The organism is Pantoea sp. C8B4 (assembly GCF_051336905.1).
Lineage (GTDB): Bacteria > Pseudomonadota > Gammaproteobacteria > Enterobacterales > Enterobacteriaceae > Pantoea > Pantoea rwandensis_B.
On record NZ_JBGMNK010000008.1, the window covers coordinates 69,733 to 88,069 of the forward strand.

Below are 18,337 nucleotides of genomic sequence, written 5' to 3' on the forward strand. Positions count from 1 at the left end.
TCAGGCGTTCAACGCTTTGGTGATCTTCTCGTACAGATCGCCCGACAGCTTATCCAGCCCTTTTAACGTTTCCAGCGCCTGACGCATCAATGCCTGACGATCGGCATCATAACGTTTCAGACGAATCAATGGCTCGATCATACGCGCCGCCACTTGCGGATTACGCGTGTTGAGATCGGTCAACATCTCCACCAGGAACTGATAACCACTGCCGTCTTTGGCGTGGAACGCTGCTGGGTTGCCAGCCGCAAAAGCCCCAATCAGTGAACGAATGCGGTTCGGGTTACCCATGGTGAAAGAACGGTGATTGAGCAGTTCACGCACCTTGCTCAATGCGTTATCCGCCGGACTGGTGGCTTGCAGCACAAACCATTTGTCCATCACCAGGCCATCCTGATGCCAGCGCTCGTCATACGCGGCCAGCAAGGCTTCACGACACGGCAACTGCGCTGCCACTGCTGCTGAGAGCGCGGCCAGTGCATCCGTCATATTGGTCGCCTGCTGATACTGCGCCTGCACTAACTTATCCGCCTGCTCTGCATCGGCGAACGCCAAATAGCTCAGGCAGACATTTTTCAGTGCGCGCTTGCCAATCTCTGTATGCTCAACCTTGTATTCCTGGCTCTGGTTTGCCAGATACACAGCAAACAATTCATCGCTCAGTTCGGTTGCCAGCGCGTGTACCAGCGCGGCACGCACTGCAGAAATTGCCTGAGGATCGATCACCTCAAACAGCTCCGCGATTTCATTCTCGGAGGGCAGCGATAAAATCAGCGCCGTTAACGCCGGATCGCTCTGCTCTTCCAGTAACACCGCGCGGAAGGCATCCGCCACGTGCAACGGTAAAGATAGCGGCTGTCCCTGCTGGTGGCGTGCCACATTCAGGCGAATGTAGGTGGCCAGCAGGCTTTGCGCAGCATCCCAGCGCGAGAAATCATTGCGGGCGTGGCGCATCAGGAACGTCAGCTGCGCATCGCTCCATTTATAGTCGAGCTTCACCGGCGCAGAAAATTCGCGCAGCAGTGACGGCACTGGCTGGAAGTGGACGTTATCGAAAATAAAGGTCTGGAACTCTTCCGTGACATTCAGCACGTGATGCACCGGATGGCCGTTATGCTGCAGCGGAATCACCTTGCCTTCGTTATCGTACAGTTCGATATCCAACGGGATATGCAGCGGCAACTTCTCTTTCTGCTCGGCCGTTGGTGGCGTATGTTGTGTCACATGCAGCGTGTACTGCTCCAGCTCAGGATTGTAGTCGTCACGCACCGTCAGCACCGGCGTACCGGCCTGGCTATACCAGCGACGGAACTGTGACAGATCAACATTGGAGGCATCTTCCATCGCCTGCACAAAATCGTCGCAGGTCGCGGCACTGCCATCATGACGTTCAAAGTAAAGTTGCATGCCTTTCTGGAAATTCTCTTCACCGAGTAAGGTATGCATCATACGAATCACTTCAGAGCCTTTCTCGTAAACGGTCAAGGTATAGAAGTTGTTCATCTCGATCACCTGATCCGGGCGGATCGGATGCGCCATTGGGCTGGCGTCTTCAGCAAACTGCGCGCCGCGCATCACACGTACGTTGTCGATGCGGTTCACCGCACGCGAGCCGAGATCAGAACTGAACTCCTGGTCACGGAACACGGTTAAACCCTCTTTCAGGCTCAGCTGGAACCAGTCTCGACAGGTGACGCGGTTGCCAGTCCAGTTATGGAAGTACTCGTGACCAATCACTGCCTCAATGCCGAGGTAATCTTTGTCGGTCGCGGTCTCGGCTTTCGCTAGCACATATTTGGAGTTAAAGACGTTGAGGCCCTTATTCTCCATCGCGCCCATATTGAAGAAATCCACCGCGACGATCATGAAGATATCGAGGTCATATTCGAGATTGAAGCGCTCTTCATCCCACTTCATGCTGGCTTTCAATGAGGTCATCGCCCAGTCGGCGCGATCGAGATTGCCACGATCGACAAAGATCTCCAGCGCCACATCACGCCCTGAGCGCGTGGTAAAGCTATCACGCAGCACATCAAAGTCACCGGCCACCAAGGCAAACAGGTAGCAAGGTTTCGGGAACGGATCCTGCCACTTCACCCAGTGACGACCATCCTCGTGACGACCGCTCTCCAGTTTGTTGCCGTTTGACAGCAAGAACGGATATTTCGATGCATCTGCAATAATCGTGGTGGTAAAACGTGCCAGCACATCCGGGCGATCAAGATACCAGGTAATATGGCGGAAACCTTCCGCTTCACACTGGGTACAGAGCGCATCACCCGACTTGTAGAGCCCTTCCAGCGCGGTGTTTTTGTCCGGATGGATGTCATTAATCAGGGTCAGCGTAAAGTTCTCCGGCAGCTGGCTTAACACCAACGCACCTTCTTCCTCACGATAGTGTGACCACGGGGTGCCATCCACTGCCAGCGAGATCAACGTAAGATCTTCGCCATCAAGACGCAGTTCGGCATCCGCAGCACCGAGACGCTTCACCTGACTGACGGCGGTCACGCGCGTGGAAGCCGCATCGAGGTCAAAAGTCAGGTCAATATCAGTGATGGTATAATCGGGCGCACGATAGTCGTGGCGATATTTAATTTGCGGCTGTTGCGTCATAAGTCCTTCTCGCATCGTTGAAATGTCTACCCGTCAAAGTCTAAGCGGGTTGCGCCTTCGTTGCCACGCACAATGCGTGCCTTTGCTGAAAAGGCTACAATTCATTAACAATGGCACAAATGACCCTCGACCTGCCACCCGCAATTATGGTGTGATCGCGGTCATTACTGTTTTATACTCCTGCGTCTTTATGACTTTGTTGACACCGGGCTCTGCTCCGCGGAAGAGGATGCTGAAACGCACCATGACTGGACATGCTTCCCCGATTTTGACCACGCTGCTTGATACCGATGCGTATAAACTTCATATGCAGCAGGCCGTTTATCATCGTTACTACGATGTCCCGGTAACGGCAGAATTTCGTTGTCGCGGCGATGAATTGCTCGGCCAGTATGCCGATGAGATTCGCGCGCAACTCGATACACTGCCCTCTCTCGCCCTGAGCGACGACGAATATAACTACCTCAGTGGCTTACCTTTCTTTGAATCCGATTACCTCAACTGGCTGCGCCAATTCCGCTTTGATCCTTCTCAGGTCAACGTACGCAATGAGAATGGCCGTTTGGCCCTTCAAATCAGCGGGCCATGGCGCGAAGTGATTTTATGGGAAGTCCCGCTGCTGGCGCTGATCAGTGAAGTGGTGCATCGCCATCGCACACCGGACATTGGCGTAGAGCACGCGGTGGCTCATCTGCAGCAAAAACTGGTGACGTTCCGTGAACAGGTTGGCGATCTCGATATGTCGCGCTTCCAGCTGATGGATTTCGGCACACGCCGTCGTTACTCAAAAAATGTACAGGAAACGATCGTCGCGACCCTGAAAGCCGAATTCCCGTGGTTGGTGGGCACCAGTAACTATGATCTGGCGCGCCGCTTACAGCTCAACCCGGTGGGCACTCAGGCACATGAATGGTTCCAGGCGCATCAACAAATTAGCCCGGTGCTGGCCAACAGCCAACGTGCGGCGCTGCAATCCTGGCTGGATGAATATGATGACCAACTCGGTATCGCATTGACAGACTGCATCACCATGGATGCTTTCCTGCGTGATTTCGGTCCCGGTTTTGCACATCGTTATCAGGGCTTGCGCCATGATTCGGGCGATCCGGTGGAATGGGGCGAAAAGGCGATTGCGCACTATCAGCGTCTGGATATTGATCCTAAAAGCAAAACGCTGGTGTTCTCCGACAACCTCAATCTGGACAAAGCGCTGGCGCTCTATCGCCACTTTGGTCAACGCGCCAACGTGGTATTCGGCATCGGCACCCGCCTCACCTGCGATATCCCCGGCGTGACACCGCTTAACATCGTGATCAAATTGGTGAGCTGTAACGGCAAACCGGTGGCGAAACTGTCTGACAGCCCAGGTAAAACCATCTGCCAGGACAAAGCCTTCGTGCGCGCCCTGCGCAAGGCATTCGACCTTCCTCTGGTGAAAAGAGCCAGCTAATCATTGATGCAGGGTGTTCGCACCCTGCGCTTTCACAACAAATCTCCCCTTTCCCCCTGCAAAATTGCTTGTTTCCTGATGGCTCGCAAGTAACATAGCAAAACCCCGAAATGGGGCTTTTATCCACTTCTATATATAGAGAGATATTTATGAGCGTAGTGCCTGTAGCGGATGTACTGCACGGCCGTGTCGCGGTTGACAGTGAAGTCACCGTGCGTGGTTGGGTGCGTACCCGAAGAGATTCCAAAGCCGGTCTTTCCTTTATCGCCGTTTATGACGGTTCCTGCTTTAATCCCGTTCAGGCCGTCGTCAATAATTCTCTGAATAATTATCAGGATGAAGTGCTGCGTCTGACCACGGGCTGTTCAGTGATTGTCACCGGTAAAGTGGTGGAATCTCCGGGCGAAGGCCAGGCATTCGAGCTGCAGGCGACCAAAGTGGAAGTCACTGGCTGGGTAGATGACCCGGACACTTATCCGATGGCAGCGAAGCGCCACAGTATTGAATATCTGCGTGAAGTTGCACACCTGCGCCCGCGCACCAACCTGGTCGGTGCTGTGGCACGTACACGTCATACCCTGGCGCAGGCGCTGCATCGCTTCTTCCACGAAAATGGCTATTTCTGGGTGTCCACCCCACTGATCACTGCATCCGATACGGAAGGTGCGGGCGAGATGTTCCGTGTTTCTACGCTGGACATGGAAAACCTGCCGCGCGATCCGCAAGGCAAAGTCGATTACGATAAAGACTTCTTTGGTAAAGAAGCCTTCCTGACCGTGTCTGGTCAGTTGAACGCCGAAACCTATGCCTGTGCGCTGTCAAAAGTCTATACCTTTGGCCCAACTTTCCGTGCCGAAAACTCCAACACCAGCCGCCACTTAGCGGAATTCTGGATGCTGGAACCGGAAGTCGCTTTCGCCAACCTTGACGATGCTGCTGCGCTGGCTGAGGCCATGCTGAAGTATGTGTTCAAAGCGGTGCTCGAAGAGCGTGCTGACGATATGGCGTTCTTCGCAGAACGCGTAGACAAAGATGCGATTGCGCGCTTAGAACGTTTTGTCACAACCGATTTCGCGCAGGTGGACTACACCGATGCGGTCGACATTCTGCTGAAAAGCGGCCAGACATTCGAAAACCCAGTGTCCTGGGGCGTGGATCTTTCCTCCGAACACGAACGTTACCTGGCCGAGAAGCACTTCAAAGCGCCGGTGGTGGTGAAGAATTATCCAAAAGATATCAAAGCGTTCTATATGCGTATGAACGAAGATGGTAAAACCGTGGCGGCAATGGATGTTCTGGCGCCGGGCATTGGTGAAATCATCGGTGGTTCACAGCGTGAAGAGCGTCTGGATGTATTGGATGCACGTCTGGCTGAAATGGGTCTGAACAAAGAAGATTACTGGTGGTATCGTGACCTGCGCCGTTACGGCACCGTGCCACATGCTGGCTTCGGATTAGGTTTCGAACGATTAATCGCCTATGTCACCGGCGTACAAAATGTAAGGGATGTTATCCCCTTCCCACGTACCCCGCGTAACGCTAATTTCTAAAATTCGCGATTAAATATAAGTAATTCATATATATAACGAGGTCGGCACTGCCGGCCTTTTTTTATTTTTGTAAATTTAGAGTTCTCTCACAAAGTTCCCGATATTTTACAAATTGTAATACATAATTGCTTTTTGATACGTAATTGCGAGATTTGAATCATTTTCGGGCTAGAAATAGCAACCCTGTGATGGAAAGATGCGTGCAGACACAGGAGACATCAAACTTCTTTCAAGGTTCCCGTAAAGGTTTCTTGACGGCAGTGGCAGATGTCCAAATAACTCCAATGAGGGTAATAAAAAATGATGAAGCGCAACATTCTTGCAGTGGTTATCCCTGCTCTGTTAGCTGCCGGCGCAGCAAACGCAGCAGAAATTTATAACAAAGATGGCAACAAACTGGACCTGTACGGTAAAGTTGATGCGCGTCACACTTTCTCTGACGACGCTAGCAACGACGGCGACGCCACTTATGTTCGCTTTGGCTTCAAGGGTGAAACTCAGATTACTGACCAACTGACCGGTTACGGCCAGTGGGAATACAACATTCAGGCTAACCACACTGAAGGCGGTGCCGATGTTCAAGACGGTAACAAAACCCGTCTGGGCTTCGCAGGTCTGAAATTCGGTGACGCTGGTTCATTCGACTACGGTCGTAACTACGGCGTTATCTACGACGCAATGTCTTACACTGACCAACTGCCAGTGTTCGGCGACGATACCATGTACCAGGAAAACGACAACTTCATGATTGGTCGTTCTAGCGGTCTGGCTACCTACCGTAACAGCAACTTCTTCGGTCTGGTTAACGGCCTGAGCTTCGCTGTACAGTACCAGGGCAAAAACGAAGGCAGCCGTGATCCACTGTATCAAAACGGTGATGGCTGGGGTACTTCTGTAGCCTATGACACCGGTATGGGTATCAGCGCTGTTGGTTCTTACTTCTCAGCTGACCGTACTACCGACCAGGTTGCTGATGGTAACGGCGATAAAGCTGACGCATACGCTTTCGGTCTGAAATATGACGCGAACAACGTTTACCTGGCAGCCTTCTACGGTGAATCACGTAACACCACTGCTTATGGTAGCACTGCTCGTCAGACCGCTAACAAAACTCAGAACTTCGAAGTGGTTGCACAGTACCAGTTCGACTTCGGTCTGCGCCCATCCATCGCTTACCTGCAGTCTAAAGGTAAGGACCTGAATGGTAACACTGCTAACGGTGCAACCTTCGCTGGCGGCGATGCAGATCTGGTTAAATACATCGAAATCGGTACTTACTACTACTTCAACAAAAACATGTCCACCTATGTTGACTACAAAATCAACCTGCTGGACGACAACAACTATACCCGTGCTCAGGGCGTAAGCACTGATGACGTAGTAGGTGTTGGCCTGCAATACCAGTTCTAATCTTCGATTAGAGACTTGTTTTGCTTAAAAGCGGAGCCTTCGGGCTCCGTTTTGCTTTTCAGTGATCAGCTTCTCAATTAGCGCCACTACTTTATACACGCGGCTTATTTCTTTTTTATGTCAGCGGTTGGCAAGCGTATCATCTGACGCTAACCTGATAGCTCATTTCGCTAAAGTTCACCCAAACGGAACTGACTCATGTTTGAATCGATCTCTGCCGCACCCGCCGATCCTATTCTGGGACTGGCTGACCTGTTTCGCGCCGACGACCGCCCGAATAAAATCAACCTTGGCATTGGTGTCTATAAAGATGAAACCGGTAAAACACCGGTACTCACCAGTGTTAAAAAAGCTGAGCAGTATCTGCTGGAAAATGAAACCACCAAAAATTACCTGAGCATCGATGGCCTGGCCGATTTTGCTCGCTGTACTCAGGAGCTGCTGTTCGGCAAAGAGAGCGCGCTGATTTCAGCGGGCCGCGCGTGCACAGCACAAACGCCAGGCGGCACCGGTGCATTGCGCGTCGCTGCGGATTTCCTTGCGACGCAGACCAATGTGAAGCGCGTGTGGGTGAGTAATCCTAGCTGGCCGAACCACAAAAACGTATTCAACGCGGCGGGTCTGGAAGTTTGTGATTATCAGTACTACGATGCAGCCAACCATAGCCTCGATTTCGCAGGCATGGTCGCCTCGTTGCAGGAAGCCAAAGCCGGTGATGTCGTGCTGTTCCACGGCTGCTGCCACAACCCGACTGGCGTCGATCCTTCTGCGGACCAATGGCAACAGCTGGCGAAGCTGTCGCAGGAAAAGGGTTGGCTGCCACTGTTCGACTTCGCTTACCAGGGCTTTGCACGTGGCCTGGATGAAGATGCCGAAGGCCTGCGTATTTTCGCCGCGTCTCATCAGGAGCTGATCGTTGCCAGCTCTTACTCCAAGAACTTTGGCCTGTACAACGAGCGTGTCGGTGCACTGACGCTGGTTGCAGCCAACAGCGATGTCGCGAAAACCGCCTTTAGCCAGGTGAAATACAGCATCCGTGCTAACTACTCTAACCCACCGTCACACGGTGCCGCTGTGGTCGCCACCATCCTCGGTAACGACGCGTTGCGTACCATCTGGGTGCAGGAGCTGACAGACATGCGTCAGCGCATCCAGCGCATGCGTCAGCTGTTTGTGAATACCCTGGCAGAGAAAGGTGCGAAGCAGGACTTCAGCTTTATCATTAAGCAGAATGGCATGTTCTCGTTTAGCGGCCTGACCAAAGATCAGGTTGTGCGCCTGCGTGACGAGTTCGGCGTGTATGCCGTTAACTCTGGTCGTGTGAACGTGGCTGGGATGACGCCAGACAATATGTCTGCGCTGTGTGAAGCGATTGTCGCTGTACTCTAAACATGTCAGTAGCATGAGAAATGGGCCTTAATGGCCCATTTTTTATTGCAGGAACGGATTACTGATGCGCTCCCGACCTAAGGTGGAGATCGGACCGTGGCCCGGCACAAAGGTCACATCATCACCCAGCGGTAACAGCTTAGTGTTAATCGCATTGATTAAATCGCTGTGGCTGCCCTGCGGGAAATCGGTGCGTCCGACACCGCCATTAAAAATCACATCGCCCGATATCAACAAGCGTCCAGCCCGATCAAAGAAAACAATGTGTCCCGGCGTATGACCCGGGCAAAGCAGCACTTCCAGCGTGACATTCCCAACCTGCACCGTTTCGCCCTCTTCCAGCCAGCGATCTGGCGCCAGTGGCGCACATTCCGGCAGGCCAAACATGCGGCTTTGCGTTGGCAGATTATCCAGCCAGAACGCATCCAGCTTGTGAGGGCCAACAATAGGAATTTGATAATGTGCGGCGAGTTCAGCGGCGGCCCCCACATGATCAAGATGACCATGTGTCAGCAGAATTTGTGCAGGCGTTAATCCCCGTTCAGCCAATACGGCAATAAGGGTCTCTGCATCACCGCCGGGATCAACCAGCGCCGCCTGCTGGGTTTCGTCATCCCAGATGACCGAGCAGTTCTGAGAAAAGGCCGTAACCGGAATAATGTGGTAATTCATAGCGCTCCATGACCGACACACGCAGCGCTGCCGGTATCAGGACCAGTGCCTTGCAGGCCCGGTATCTATGTGTACGAAGTTGCTGCGCGGGTAATATCCTACACCACCGGCGCGCATAGATAACGCCGCTTTGCGAACATTGCTTAATGAAATCCCCTCAATGTGGAAATCCATCGCCTGCCCTTTGGTGTGATAGCTGTGTTTGGCCACGCCAGGACCCGATTCGCGCAGCATATTGTTGGTGGCCAGCGTACGGTAGCCTGAGATCAGCTGCACCGGTTTGCGGGTGTTGAGCACCATCTGTAAACGATAAAGCTGATCAAACAGATGCGGATCGATGTGTTTCACTTGATTGGCGCGGTAATCACGGAAGAAGTGATTTAAGCGGGCTAACTCATCCTTGTCATAACTCTTGCCGTTAAAAAACTCCGTTTTAAGGGTTTCACCGGTGTGAAGGTTATTAAGCGTCAATACTCGGGGACGGGCCGTGGAAAGCGAAGCCAGTGCTGAACCAGGAAGCAGTGACAAACCTGCCGCTGCGCCTCCAATCAGGAGTAATCGACGACGTTGGGAATCAAAATTAGCCATGTAGCGGGGTTACCTAATCTAAAGCGATAAAAAAATGTGTAAAAAGTACACAAGGCCGAACAGTAACCGCAGCCTGGAGGTCAGTCAACCCGCAATGTGTCACAGAATGACCAAAACCAGCGCAAAATGGGAAATTTGCGACTGGTCCTGGTTTTTTCGAAGAGAGGTGAAAACTGGCAAATCAATGACTAGAGGAGAAGTTTTCCTGCTTTTGACAGAACCTGGCTACCAGAACGCGCAGGGTTATCATAATTGTAAATATCTGTACGATACTGCGGCTGTCCATCCGCTGCGACCCACGCGGTTAAGTAGTAGAGATTGACCGGGATGCGGTGGCGAATCGGCACGTAGCGCGTGTCGCCCTGTTTCAGCGTGTCGGTGATGCGGCTGTCATTCCAGCCCACATCCTGCAGCAGCAGATCGGCCAGTTCAGAGGCCTTATTCACGCGCACACAACCGGAGCTTAGTGCGCGAATATCGCGCTGGAACAACCCGTGGTTAGGCGTGTCGTGCAAATAGATGGCATCGGAACTCGGCATATTAAACTTATAACGACCCAGCGAGTTCATCGCCCCAGGCGCCTGGCGAATGCGATACGGGAAACTGGCTGCAGAAACCATATGCCAGTCAATCATCGACGGATCGATCACCTCCGCATCCGCACTCCAGCCCGACAGTAAGGTATAGCCGTGCTTGTAGAGGTATCCGGGATCTTGTTTGACCTTCGGCACAATATCCTGACGCACTAACGTAGTAGGCACATTCCACGGTGGATTGAGTACCACATTGTTCAGCGCACTGCGCATCAGTGGCGTTTTACGATCGGGACGACCGACAATCACCCGCGATGACAAAATCGTGGCACCGTTGTTGTAATAGGTGAGCGAATAGTTGGGGATGTTCACCATAATGCCGTTATGCATATCATCCGGCAGCAGACGCAGGCGCTGGATATTCAGTGCCAGCAACGATGCGCGCATCTGCGGTGACACATTCAGCCACTCACGCGTGCGAGGGCCTATCGCCCCATCATCCGCCAGACCTTGCCAGTGCTGGAAGCGTTTTACCCCTTCCACCAGCGAGGCGTCATACACATTGTCGCCAGCAGGAGTCGAACTCGCCACGACGTTACCGGTTGCCGCAGGTGCCTGCGCAGACAAATCATTGACGCTGGCCGCCGAAGGGCTCACCGCGATCGGCTGATTGCTCTGGCTGACCGGCACAGGTGCTGTCGGCACGGCATCATCAGCTGGGGTCGGTGTGCTGCTGTGCGTTGCGGCAGTCAGCATGCCGGTCCGCTGCAAAATCTCTCTAAGCGCAGGCACATCGTTGCTGATTTGGCCGGGGCGGAGCGTCCCGCTGTCGCGCAGTTGCGGCCATGGGCGGTTATCGGTCAGCAGCGCTTTGAGCGCACTGTGCATCGGCGCATATTGCGGATGCTGCGGTGCCAGCGAGATGACAAACGCGCGGCTGCCACCACCGTTCACCGCATTCTGCCACTGGTTAATGGCAGCAACGCCCGGCATCGTCAGTTTGTAAGGGACATTGCTGTACAACCAGGTTTCACCCTGCGTCGGCACATTGGCGACAAACTGCAAATAGCCCAACATGGCATCGCTCAGCACGATGTCGCGCGCCATGCCGGTAATCGTGGGATTCGTCAGTAATTCAACCCAACGGGTAAACTGTGGCTGGACACCAGAAAGCGCCAATTCCGCCAGCTGTTGCTGGAATGCCTGCACCGCTTGCTGATCCTGCCAGAGTGGCGCCATATTACGCGCGGCGTAGATACCGGCTAATCCCGGCAGATAGAAAGGTTGCTGATTGGGGCTAAAAGCCTGCTGAATTTGATGCTGACTCGCCGCCACTGACATGGCGCTATGTGAAGTTCCGGGTAAAGCGGCAATGATCGCGGCATGGCTGGTGGCCAGCGGCGACAATACCAGTGAAACACTGAGTGCGAGTACCGCACGATTCATTCTGCTTCTTCTATTCAGCCACATCCCTGCCCCCTTCTCACCTAAGACACAGCGCCCTGTTATCGCTATGTACAGCCTTACTCTTATTGTTGAGTATACAAATAAAAAACGGCATCTGCCTCAGTGTGCAGATGCCGCTTACAGATTAAACGGTGCGCTGTTTTTTAACCAGATTCAGCGTCAGGTATTTTCTGTTTCTAAATCGATATCACTCGTGTCGCGTTTTGCTGGCACAGGATCTGCCGAGAATCCACGCAGCCCCACCACATGCACGTGTTCAGTGTTGTTAAACACTTTACGCACCAGCTTGTAGGTAGTGCCTTTCTCCGGGCTGATGTTCTCTGGCGCAGCAATTACCAGCTGCATCTCCAGACGCTCACACAGTTCGAACAGGGTGGCGATGGAGCGGGCATCAAGACGTGCCGCTTCATCAAGGAACAGCAGTCGGCATGGCGAAATATCTTTGCCGCGCAGACGACGTGATTCCTCTTCCCAGCTCTGCACCACCATCACCAGAATTGACATACCGGTACCGATCGCTTCACCGGTTGACAACGCACCACTCTCCGCGCGCAGCCAGCCATCGGAGCCACGGTTCACTTCCACTTCCATCTCAAGATAGTTGCGGTAGTCGAGCAGCTCTTCACCGATGGTTTGTGGTGTGCGCTGCCCCATATCAATCTGTGGATTCAGACGTTGATAAAGTTTTGCCAGCGCTTCGGAGAAGGTCAGACGATTGCTGGTAAACAGATCCTGATGCGCTTCATGCTCTTCAGACAAGGTATCGAGCAGCGTGGAGTGCGCTTCACGCACGTTGACATTCAGACGCACACTGCGCACCTGACCAAAACTCACGGCCTGCAAGCCCTGGTTCAGCTGGCGAATACGGTTCTGCTCACGCTGAATGGTTTTACGAATGATATTCGCCGCGCTGCGTGAACTGATGGCCAGCGTCTGCTCGCGTGCTGTCAGCTCTTCCGTCAGACGATTCAGCTCAATTTCCATCTGCTCGATGGCTTCAACCGGATCGTCAGTGCGAATGATATCCTGACGAATACGTTCGCGCAGATGTTGATACACCGCAATAAAGAACTGCACTTTACGTTCTGGACGTTTTGGATCTTCCGACATGCGCAGTACATCACGCAGATGTTCGTTATCCGCTACCGCCAGACGCAGTGCACCCAATGCCTTATCCGACATTGAACGCAGTTCATCTCCGCCCAGATAGGCCATCTCACGACGATGCAGGCGACGCTCCATGCCGTTCTCTTTCACCAGACGCAGCACCGTACACCAGCCTGCTTTAGCGCTGACGACTTGCTCACGAATCTGATGATAATCGCGCTCCAGCTTGCGCAGTTTCTTCTGCAGGCCGTCCATTTCGGCTTCGCAGAACGTGAGCTGTTTCTCCAGCTGATTACGACGAGCACGGTTATGGCTTAATGCGGTATAGAGTTCATCACGTCGGGCGCGGGCGCGCTCTTCGGCGCTGGCATCGGCATGCACGCCGATATCCTGCATCTCCTGCTGCAACTCTTTCAGCATGTCGCGCTTGGCGTCATAGGAACTTTTCAGTGATGCCAGCACTTGTGAATATTGTGTCAGCTGCGCCTGATGTTCGCGCAGACGTTCACGCGCACGGCTGCGCTCCCCCTCCGCCTGCTCCAGACGCTGGCGCAGTTTTTCATTGAGATCGCTGTTGCCGGTCAGCATGCCGGCAGAATCTTCATAGCTAAAGTGGGCGCGACGCTGCACCACCTCCGTCAGGGAAAAGGCCTGCTGACGCGCATCACGCTGCTGCTGCTGTGCTTGCTGGTAATCGCGCTCCAGCTGATCGTGCTGCTGCGGATCGCTTTGCAACACCGACACCAGCGGCTCCAGCTTGCTGATTTTAGCGCCATGCTGATGCAGGAAGCGCGCCGCTTCCTGAGCTTCTTCGACGCGTTCACGGATCTCTTCGCAGCGATCGCCAAGTGAATCATCCAACAGCAGATTCACGCGTGGCAGCAGGCGGTTGAGCTGGCTGACGCCCTCTTTAGCCTGCTCAAACTGGGCACGCTGCTGCTGGTTATCATTCTCATGCTGTGCCAGACCCCGTTCCAGCTCGCCACGGCGACTGTTCAGCTGGCGGATCAGCGCTTCAGGATCTTCATCAAACGCCACTGCTAAATGGCTACCGATAAAGCGGCTGAAGGATTGATGCAAACGCTGCGTTTTCTGTACGTCAAAGGACAAAGTGGCAAACCGTTCTGCCAGCTGGTCGCGTTCATTGTTCAGCAGTTCCAGCTGGTTTTCACGCGCAGCACGGCCAAACAGCGGCACTTTCGGGAAGCGGGAGTAGCGCCACTGACGCTCAGCCACCTTCACAACCACGGCGTTTTCCAACTCATCAACACTGAAGACGCTGTCATCAAACGCCTGCGGATCCCCTTCAATCAGATAGAGATCTTCCGGGCAATCCTCCAGGCCATCCAACAGTTCACGCACCAGAGATAAATCGGGTACCACAATCGCATGACGCGATGGGCCATACAGCGCCGAGAAGTACGGTGCGTCATCCAGCGTGACGTCATCGTAAATTTCCGACAGCAGTACGCCGCCAAATCGTTCCGCCAGTTGCGTCAGGCGAGCATCTTCCGCACCGCCAGGTTGACTTAAACGCTCGATCTGCTGCTCGACTTCACGTTTGCGTGCCGCCACATTGTCACGTTCAACGGTGGTTTCGCGCTCACGTTCCAGCAACTGCTGCATGAACTCAGTAATCTGCTGGCTGTTGGTCAGCTCTTGCCCGGTCTGCTCGCTGAGCTGCGTCAGGATTTCCTGCGCGGCCAGCCAATGCGGCGCACGTGCCGTCAGTGCAGTGATGCGTTCACGCAGCTGTTCCAGTTCCTGGCGCATCAGCATGCGGCGTTCAACGGCATCGGACACGCTTTCGTTCAACTGTTCAATCTGTGCTTCCAGCTCGCGCTGCAGCCCTTCCAGCGCGTCGGCATCGTACTGTTGCCCCTGACGCTTGCAGAAATCGGCTAACAGGCGCTCGGCATCATGCTGCTCGCGCAGGCGCGTTTCCAGCTCATTGAGACGCAGGCGCAGCGAAGAGAGCTGATCGGCATGGTGACGCTGGTTCGCGGCATCGCGCAATAAGTCGCGCCCCACTTGCCATGCATCCTGACGGCTCACTTCGCCGGCGATACTGGTCACCAGCGCTAATGCCTGCTCAAATTGACTGTGCGCCGCTTCAGCCACACTCAGTTTCTGCTCCAGACGTAAAAGTTGCTCGGTGGCTTCTTCTTCGCGTGCCTGGAAGGTTTCCTGCCATTCCGTCGCATTATCGATGGTCAGATCGGGCAACTGACACTGCGCGCGCGCTTTTTCCAGCGCCTGCAATGCCTGTTGATACTGGATGGCACGGGTTTGCTGTACATCGAGTGCCTGCTGGAAATCAGCTAACTGGCTTTTCAGCTCATCAACTTCAATTTCAGCCGCTTCAGATCGCGCTTCGTTCTCTTCCTGCACTTCACGAGCTTCCGCCACCACTTCGTTCTGCTCTTCCAGACGATAGGTCAGCTCTTCGAGATCGGCATCATAGCGCTCGATCTTCTCCTGCTGACGCATGGCGGTCTGGACCAGATTCAGGTGATCGCTGGCGCCTTGATAGTCGGTTTCCAGATCGCTTTCTGCACCGTTGTGCTCAGAAAGTTCACGCGCCATTTCGATGTGACGATACTGCTCGGAAGCCAGCTGATTACGGCTGGTGAACAGTTCATTACGTAACTGCAGTGCGCCGTCGAGGTGAATGCGGCGCTCGTTGGCGTGACGCATATAATCCGCCGACACATAGCTGGTGGCTTCAGAGATCAAATGCTTGAACAGGTCGCGATCGGACTGTGTGACGCGAATCGCTTCCAGCGTCATGCGGTTTTCACGCAGCGCGGCTTCCATATCCTGGAACGCTTTGCGCACGCCGCCATTTTCCGGCAACAGATAATCACGTAGTGAACGGGTGATGGCGCTGGAGATACCACCGTACAGCGAGGCTTCAATCAGGCGATAGAACTTACTGCGGTCGCTGGCGGTGCGCAGACGACGCGGCACCACGCCCAGCTCGAACAGGACGGCGTGGTAATCCGTGACTGAGTTGTACTGACGGAACTGCACGCCTTCCTGCGCTTCGACACGCTCTTTCACTTCCGCCAGCGGTAACACGCGCGCCTGGCGGCTGTTAAGGATTTCAGTCAGCATATCCGTCGGCAGCGAATCGGTCGGCAGACCATGAATACTGAACGGTTTGATATCGACTTTCTTATCGCGTCCGGCAACCTGTTGCAGACGCACGCCGACCACCACGCGCTGATGGCGCGAGTTGACCACATCCAGCACCGCATAACAAACACCTGCGCGCAGTTTACCGTGCAGACCTTTATCGCGTGAGCCAGAGGTCGCGCCCGCTTCGGTGGTGTTACGGAAGTGCAGCAAGGTGAGATCGGGGATCAGTGCCGTGACAAAAGCCGCCATGGTGGTTGATTTACCGGCACCGTTACCGCCGGAGAGTGTGGTCACTAGCTCATCGAGATCAAAGGTACGCGCAAAGAAGCCGTTCCAGTTGATCAGCGTTAGCGAACGAAACTTACCGCGTTCAATCATTCCTGTTCATCCTCCGCGTTATCATTCGCATCGCTTTCAACGTCATTGTCGTTATCTGCATCATCACTCTCGTTGGCCGCGGCTTTGTTCTCCAGCGTCATGGCTTCGCCATCGCGGATCAGACGCAGCTGTGCTTCACGTGCATCATCACCGCTGCGCACATCCGCACCGAAGCGGAACACCGACTCCATGATGCGGAACTTGCTGCTGTCGTTGCCCATGTACCACACCATACCTAAGCGGCGCAGGCGGCTGATCGAAGCACGCATTTTTTCCTGCAGCTTGGCACGATCCAGGTCAGAGCCGGTCGAACGCTGGTTCACCAGCTTGAGCAGTTTGCTCTCATCCGCCAGTGACAGCAGTTCGTCATACAATTCCTGCTGGGTGAAAATGCCCTCATTAGCCAGACGCTCCGGGCTGAGATAGAGGTAACACAGGATTTTACCGACCATCATATCCAACTCGGACAGCACCGAGCGCGGAATCAGTGTGGTTGAACGTGGACGCAAATAGAAGAAACCTTCCGGCGCGCGCATCAGCTCAACGTTGTAGCGCGCATAAAACTCTTCCAGGTACTCCTGGTAATCCATCAGAAAAGCGTGATTATCCAGCTCTTCAATACCAATGTGGCGTCCCGCGCGTAACTGGCTATCGAGCGCCGGGAAAATCGGGTTTGCCAGTGCCAACGCCAGTTTAACTGGCATCACTTGTTCAATATTTGTCGATGACATGTGCCTGCACCTTGGCTCCGTAATCATTAATAGTCTGCCATTCTGCCGGCAGACCGGCTAAATCAGCTTCGGCGACACCGAGGCGTACTGCCTGATCGATGACGATACGCGCCAAATCAAAGTGACGCGCACGCGGGTATTGCGCCAGATAATCGCGCATCACCGTCGCGAGATGGAGCGGCTTTTGCTCCAGCTTGTAAATCTGCAATGCTTCTTCGATCATCGCGGCAAGCTGCTCGCGAATCTCGTTAAACTCTTCGTACTCCATCTCTGGCGGCAGTTCGCCCATCACCTCATCATTACGCAGCGTCATCTCTTCATCGCGCATATCGTAAAGGCGGTCGGCATTCGCGTAGGTCAGCGCCCAGGGCTGATCGAAGTAGTTCTGCACCGACAGGCGTAAACGCTGCGCAAAGACGCGGTTCTTATCCATATCGATAGCGGTACGAATAAATTTATGCACGTGGCGGTCGTAGCCAATCCACAAATCGATGGCCTGCTGACCCCAACTGATGATGCGGTCCAGCTTATTTTGCAGGTCAAACACCAGCTTATCGACAAAGCCCAAATCCGGGCTGCTCAGCGTAGCATCCTGAATACGCAACAGATTGGCCTGCAATTTGTCACCCGCCGCTTCCAGCGTATCCTGCAGTTCACGCAGTGTGCCGGAGGTTTCGGACAGCAGCAGTTCACAGCTTGAAATCGCGGCACGCCAGTCTTTGTTGAGCAGGTCAGCGATATCGGTTTTCACCGCTTGTTGCTGCTCATCCATCAGACGTTGTGTCATGTCGATGCTGTCGAAGATCTCGGCCACGGAATATTTCAGCGGGGCAAAGACATTGCGATGCCAGTGGAATTCATCACCGTCTTCTTCAGCGGCATCGGCGGCGCGTTTCAGTTCCTGTGCCACAATCGACAGCTGCATTGACAGGCGCAGCGTGGAAAACTCGCGCTGGCGAATGTAGTAATCGGTAATGCCGATGGCCAACGGCGTCAGACGATAAATCGCGTGGCCTTCAGTTAGCTCGCTGGTAAAGCGATTGAGCAGGCGTTGGCGCACCATGTCATTGATGGCGTTGTTGGCGCGCACCTGCACGGTCTCATGGGTTTGCTCAAAGGCTTTACTGACGTGACGAAACGCATCGATCAGTTCACCTTCACTCATTTCACCGTCCATGCGCTCACCGTTTAAGGTGGCGATAGCCAGCAAAAAGGCCAGACGTTCTACCGGCAACGCAAGTGAAAAGTCATTCTTGCGCGCCCATGCCACCAATTCGGGGACCGTCTGGGAAAATTCGCTCATAG

At 54.0% G+C, this 18,337-nt stretch carries 11 protein-coding genes; 4 read left to right on the top strand and 7 right to left on the bottom strand.

From position 1 onward, the window contains the following. Window positions 1–2,616 carry an aminopeptidase N gene (gene pepN, locus ACCW76_RS11925; RefSeq protein ID WP_436338629.1) on the bottom strand — a complete coding sequence of 872 codons (2,616 nt, stop codon included), beginning with the start codon at window positions 2,614–2,616 and terminating at the stop codon, window positions 1–3. A gap of 244 nt (window positions 2,617–2,860) precedes the next feature. Here pepN and pncB point away from each other — a divergent pair, with 244 nt between their 5' ends. From pncB to ACCW76_RS11945, 4 genes are all read left to right on the top strand, one after another. Further along, window positions 2,861–4,066, top strand: coding sequence for a nicotinate phosphoribosyltransferase (pncB, locus tag ACCW76_RS11930; RefSeq protein WP_045816299.1), 1,206 nt, complete (start codon window positions 2,861–2,863; stop codon window positions 4,064–4,066). A gap of 149 nt (window positions 4,067–4,215) precedes the next feature. After that, entirely contained in the window at window positions 4,216–5,616 is a 1,401-nt protein-coding gene (gene asnS, locus ACCW76_RS11935; protein WP_038647788.1) for an asparagine--tRNA ligase, read from the top strand. 300 nt (window positions 5,617–5,916) lie between these two features. Then, window positions 5,917–7,026: a porin OmpC gene (ompC, locus tag ACCW76_RS11940; protein ID WP_436338630.1), complete on the top strand. Its 1,110-nt coding sequence runs from the start codon at window positions 5,917–5,919 to the stop codon at window positions 7,024–7,026. A gap of 198 nt (window positions 7,027–7,224) precedes the next feature. After that, complete coding sequence (locus ACCW76_RS11945; RefSeq protein WP_034820516.1) at window positions 7,225–8,415, top strand: amino acid aminotransferase; 1,191 nt, start codon at window positions 7,225–7,227, stop codon at window positions 8,413–8,415. A gap of 42 nt (window positions 8,416–8,457) precedes the next feature. Here the strand turns inward: ACCW76_RS11945 and ACCW76_RS11950 are convergent, their stop codons facing one another. The 6 genes from ACCW76_RS11950 to mukF form a co-directional block, all read right to left on the bottom strand. Then, the gene (locus ACCW76_RS11950; RefSeq protein ID WP_038647793.1) at window positions 8,458–9,087 is read right to left on the bottom strand and encodes an MBL fold metallo-hydrolase; all 630 of its coding nucleotides are present in this window, start codon (window positions 9,085–9,087) and stop codon (window positions 8,458–8,460) included. A 36-nt stretch (window positions 9,088–9,123) separates the two neighbouring features. Next, complete coding sequence (locus ACCW76_RS11955) at window positions 9,124–9,675, bottom strand: YcbK family protein (protein ID WP_039328994.1); 552 nt, start codon at window positions 9,673–9,675, stop codon at window positions 9,124–9,126. Window positions 9,676–9,863: 188 nt separating this feature from the next. After that, complete coding sequence (gene ldtD / locus ACCW76_RS11960) at window positions 9,864–11,654, bottom strand: L,D-transpeptidase (RefSeq protein WP_436338631.1); 1,791 nt, start codon at window positions 11,652–11,654, stop codon at window positions 9,864–9,866. A gap of 180 nt (window positions 11,655–11,834) precedes the next feature. Next, complete coding sequence (mukB, locus tag ACCW76_RS11965; RefSeq protein ID WP_436338632.1) at window positions 11,835–16,301, bottom strand: chromosome partition protein MukB; 4,467 nt, start codon at window positions 16,299–16,301, stop codon at window positions 11,835–11,837. Beyond that, window positions 16,298–17,032: a chromosome partition protein MukE gene (gene mukE, locus ACCW76_RS11970; RefSeq protein ID WP_034820531.1), complete on the bottom strand. Its 735-nt coding sequence runs from the start codon at window positions 17,030–17,032 to the stop codon at window positions 16,298–16,300. Before mukE ends, mukB begins: the two co-directional genes overlap by 4 nt. Continuing rightward, window positions 17,013–18,335: a chromosome partition protein MukF gene (gene mukF / locus ACCW76_RS11975; RefSeq protein ID WP_034820534.1), complete on the bottom strand. Its 1,323-nt coding sequence runs from the start codon at window positions 18,333–18,335 to the stop codon at window positions 17,013–17,015. The genes mukE and mukF overlap by 20 nt, the downstream gene beginning before the upstream one ends. Between the last annotated feature and the right edge of the window lie 2 nt (window positions 18,336–18,337).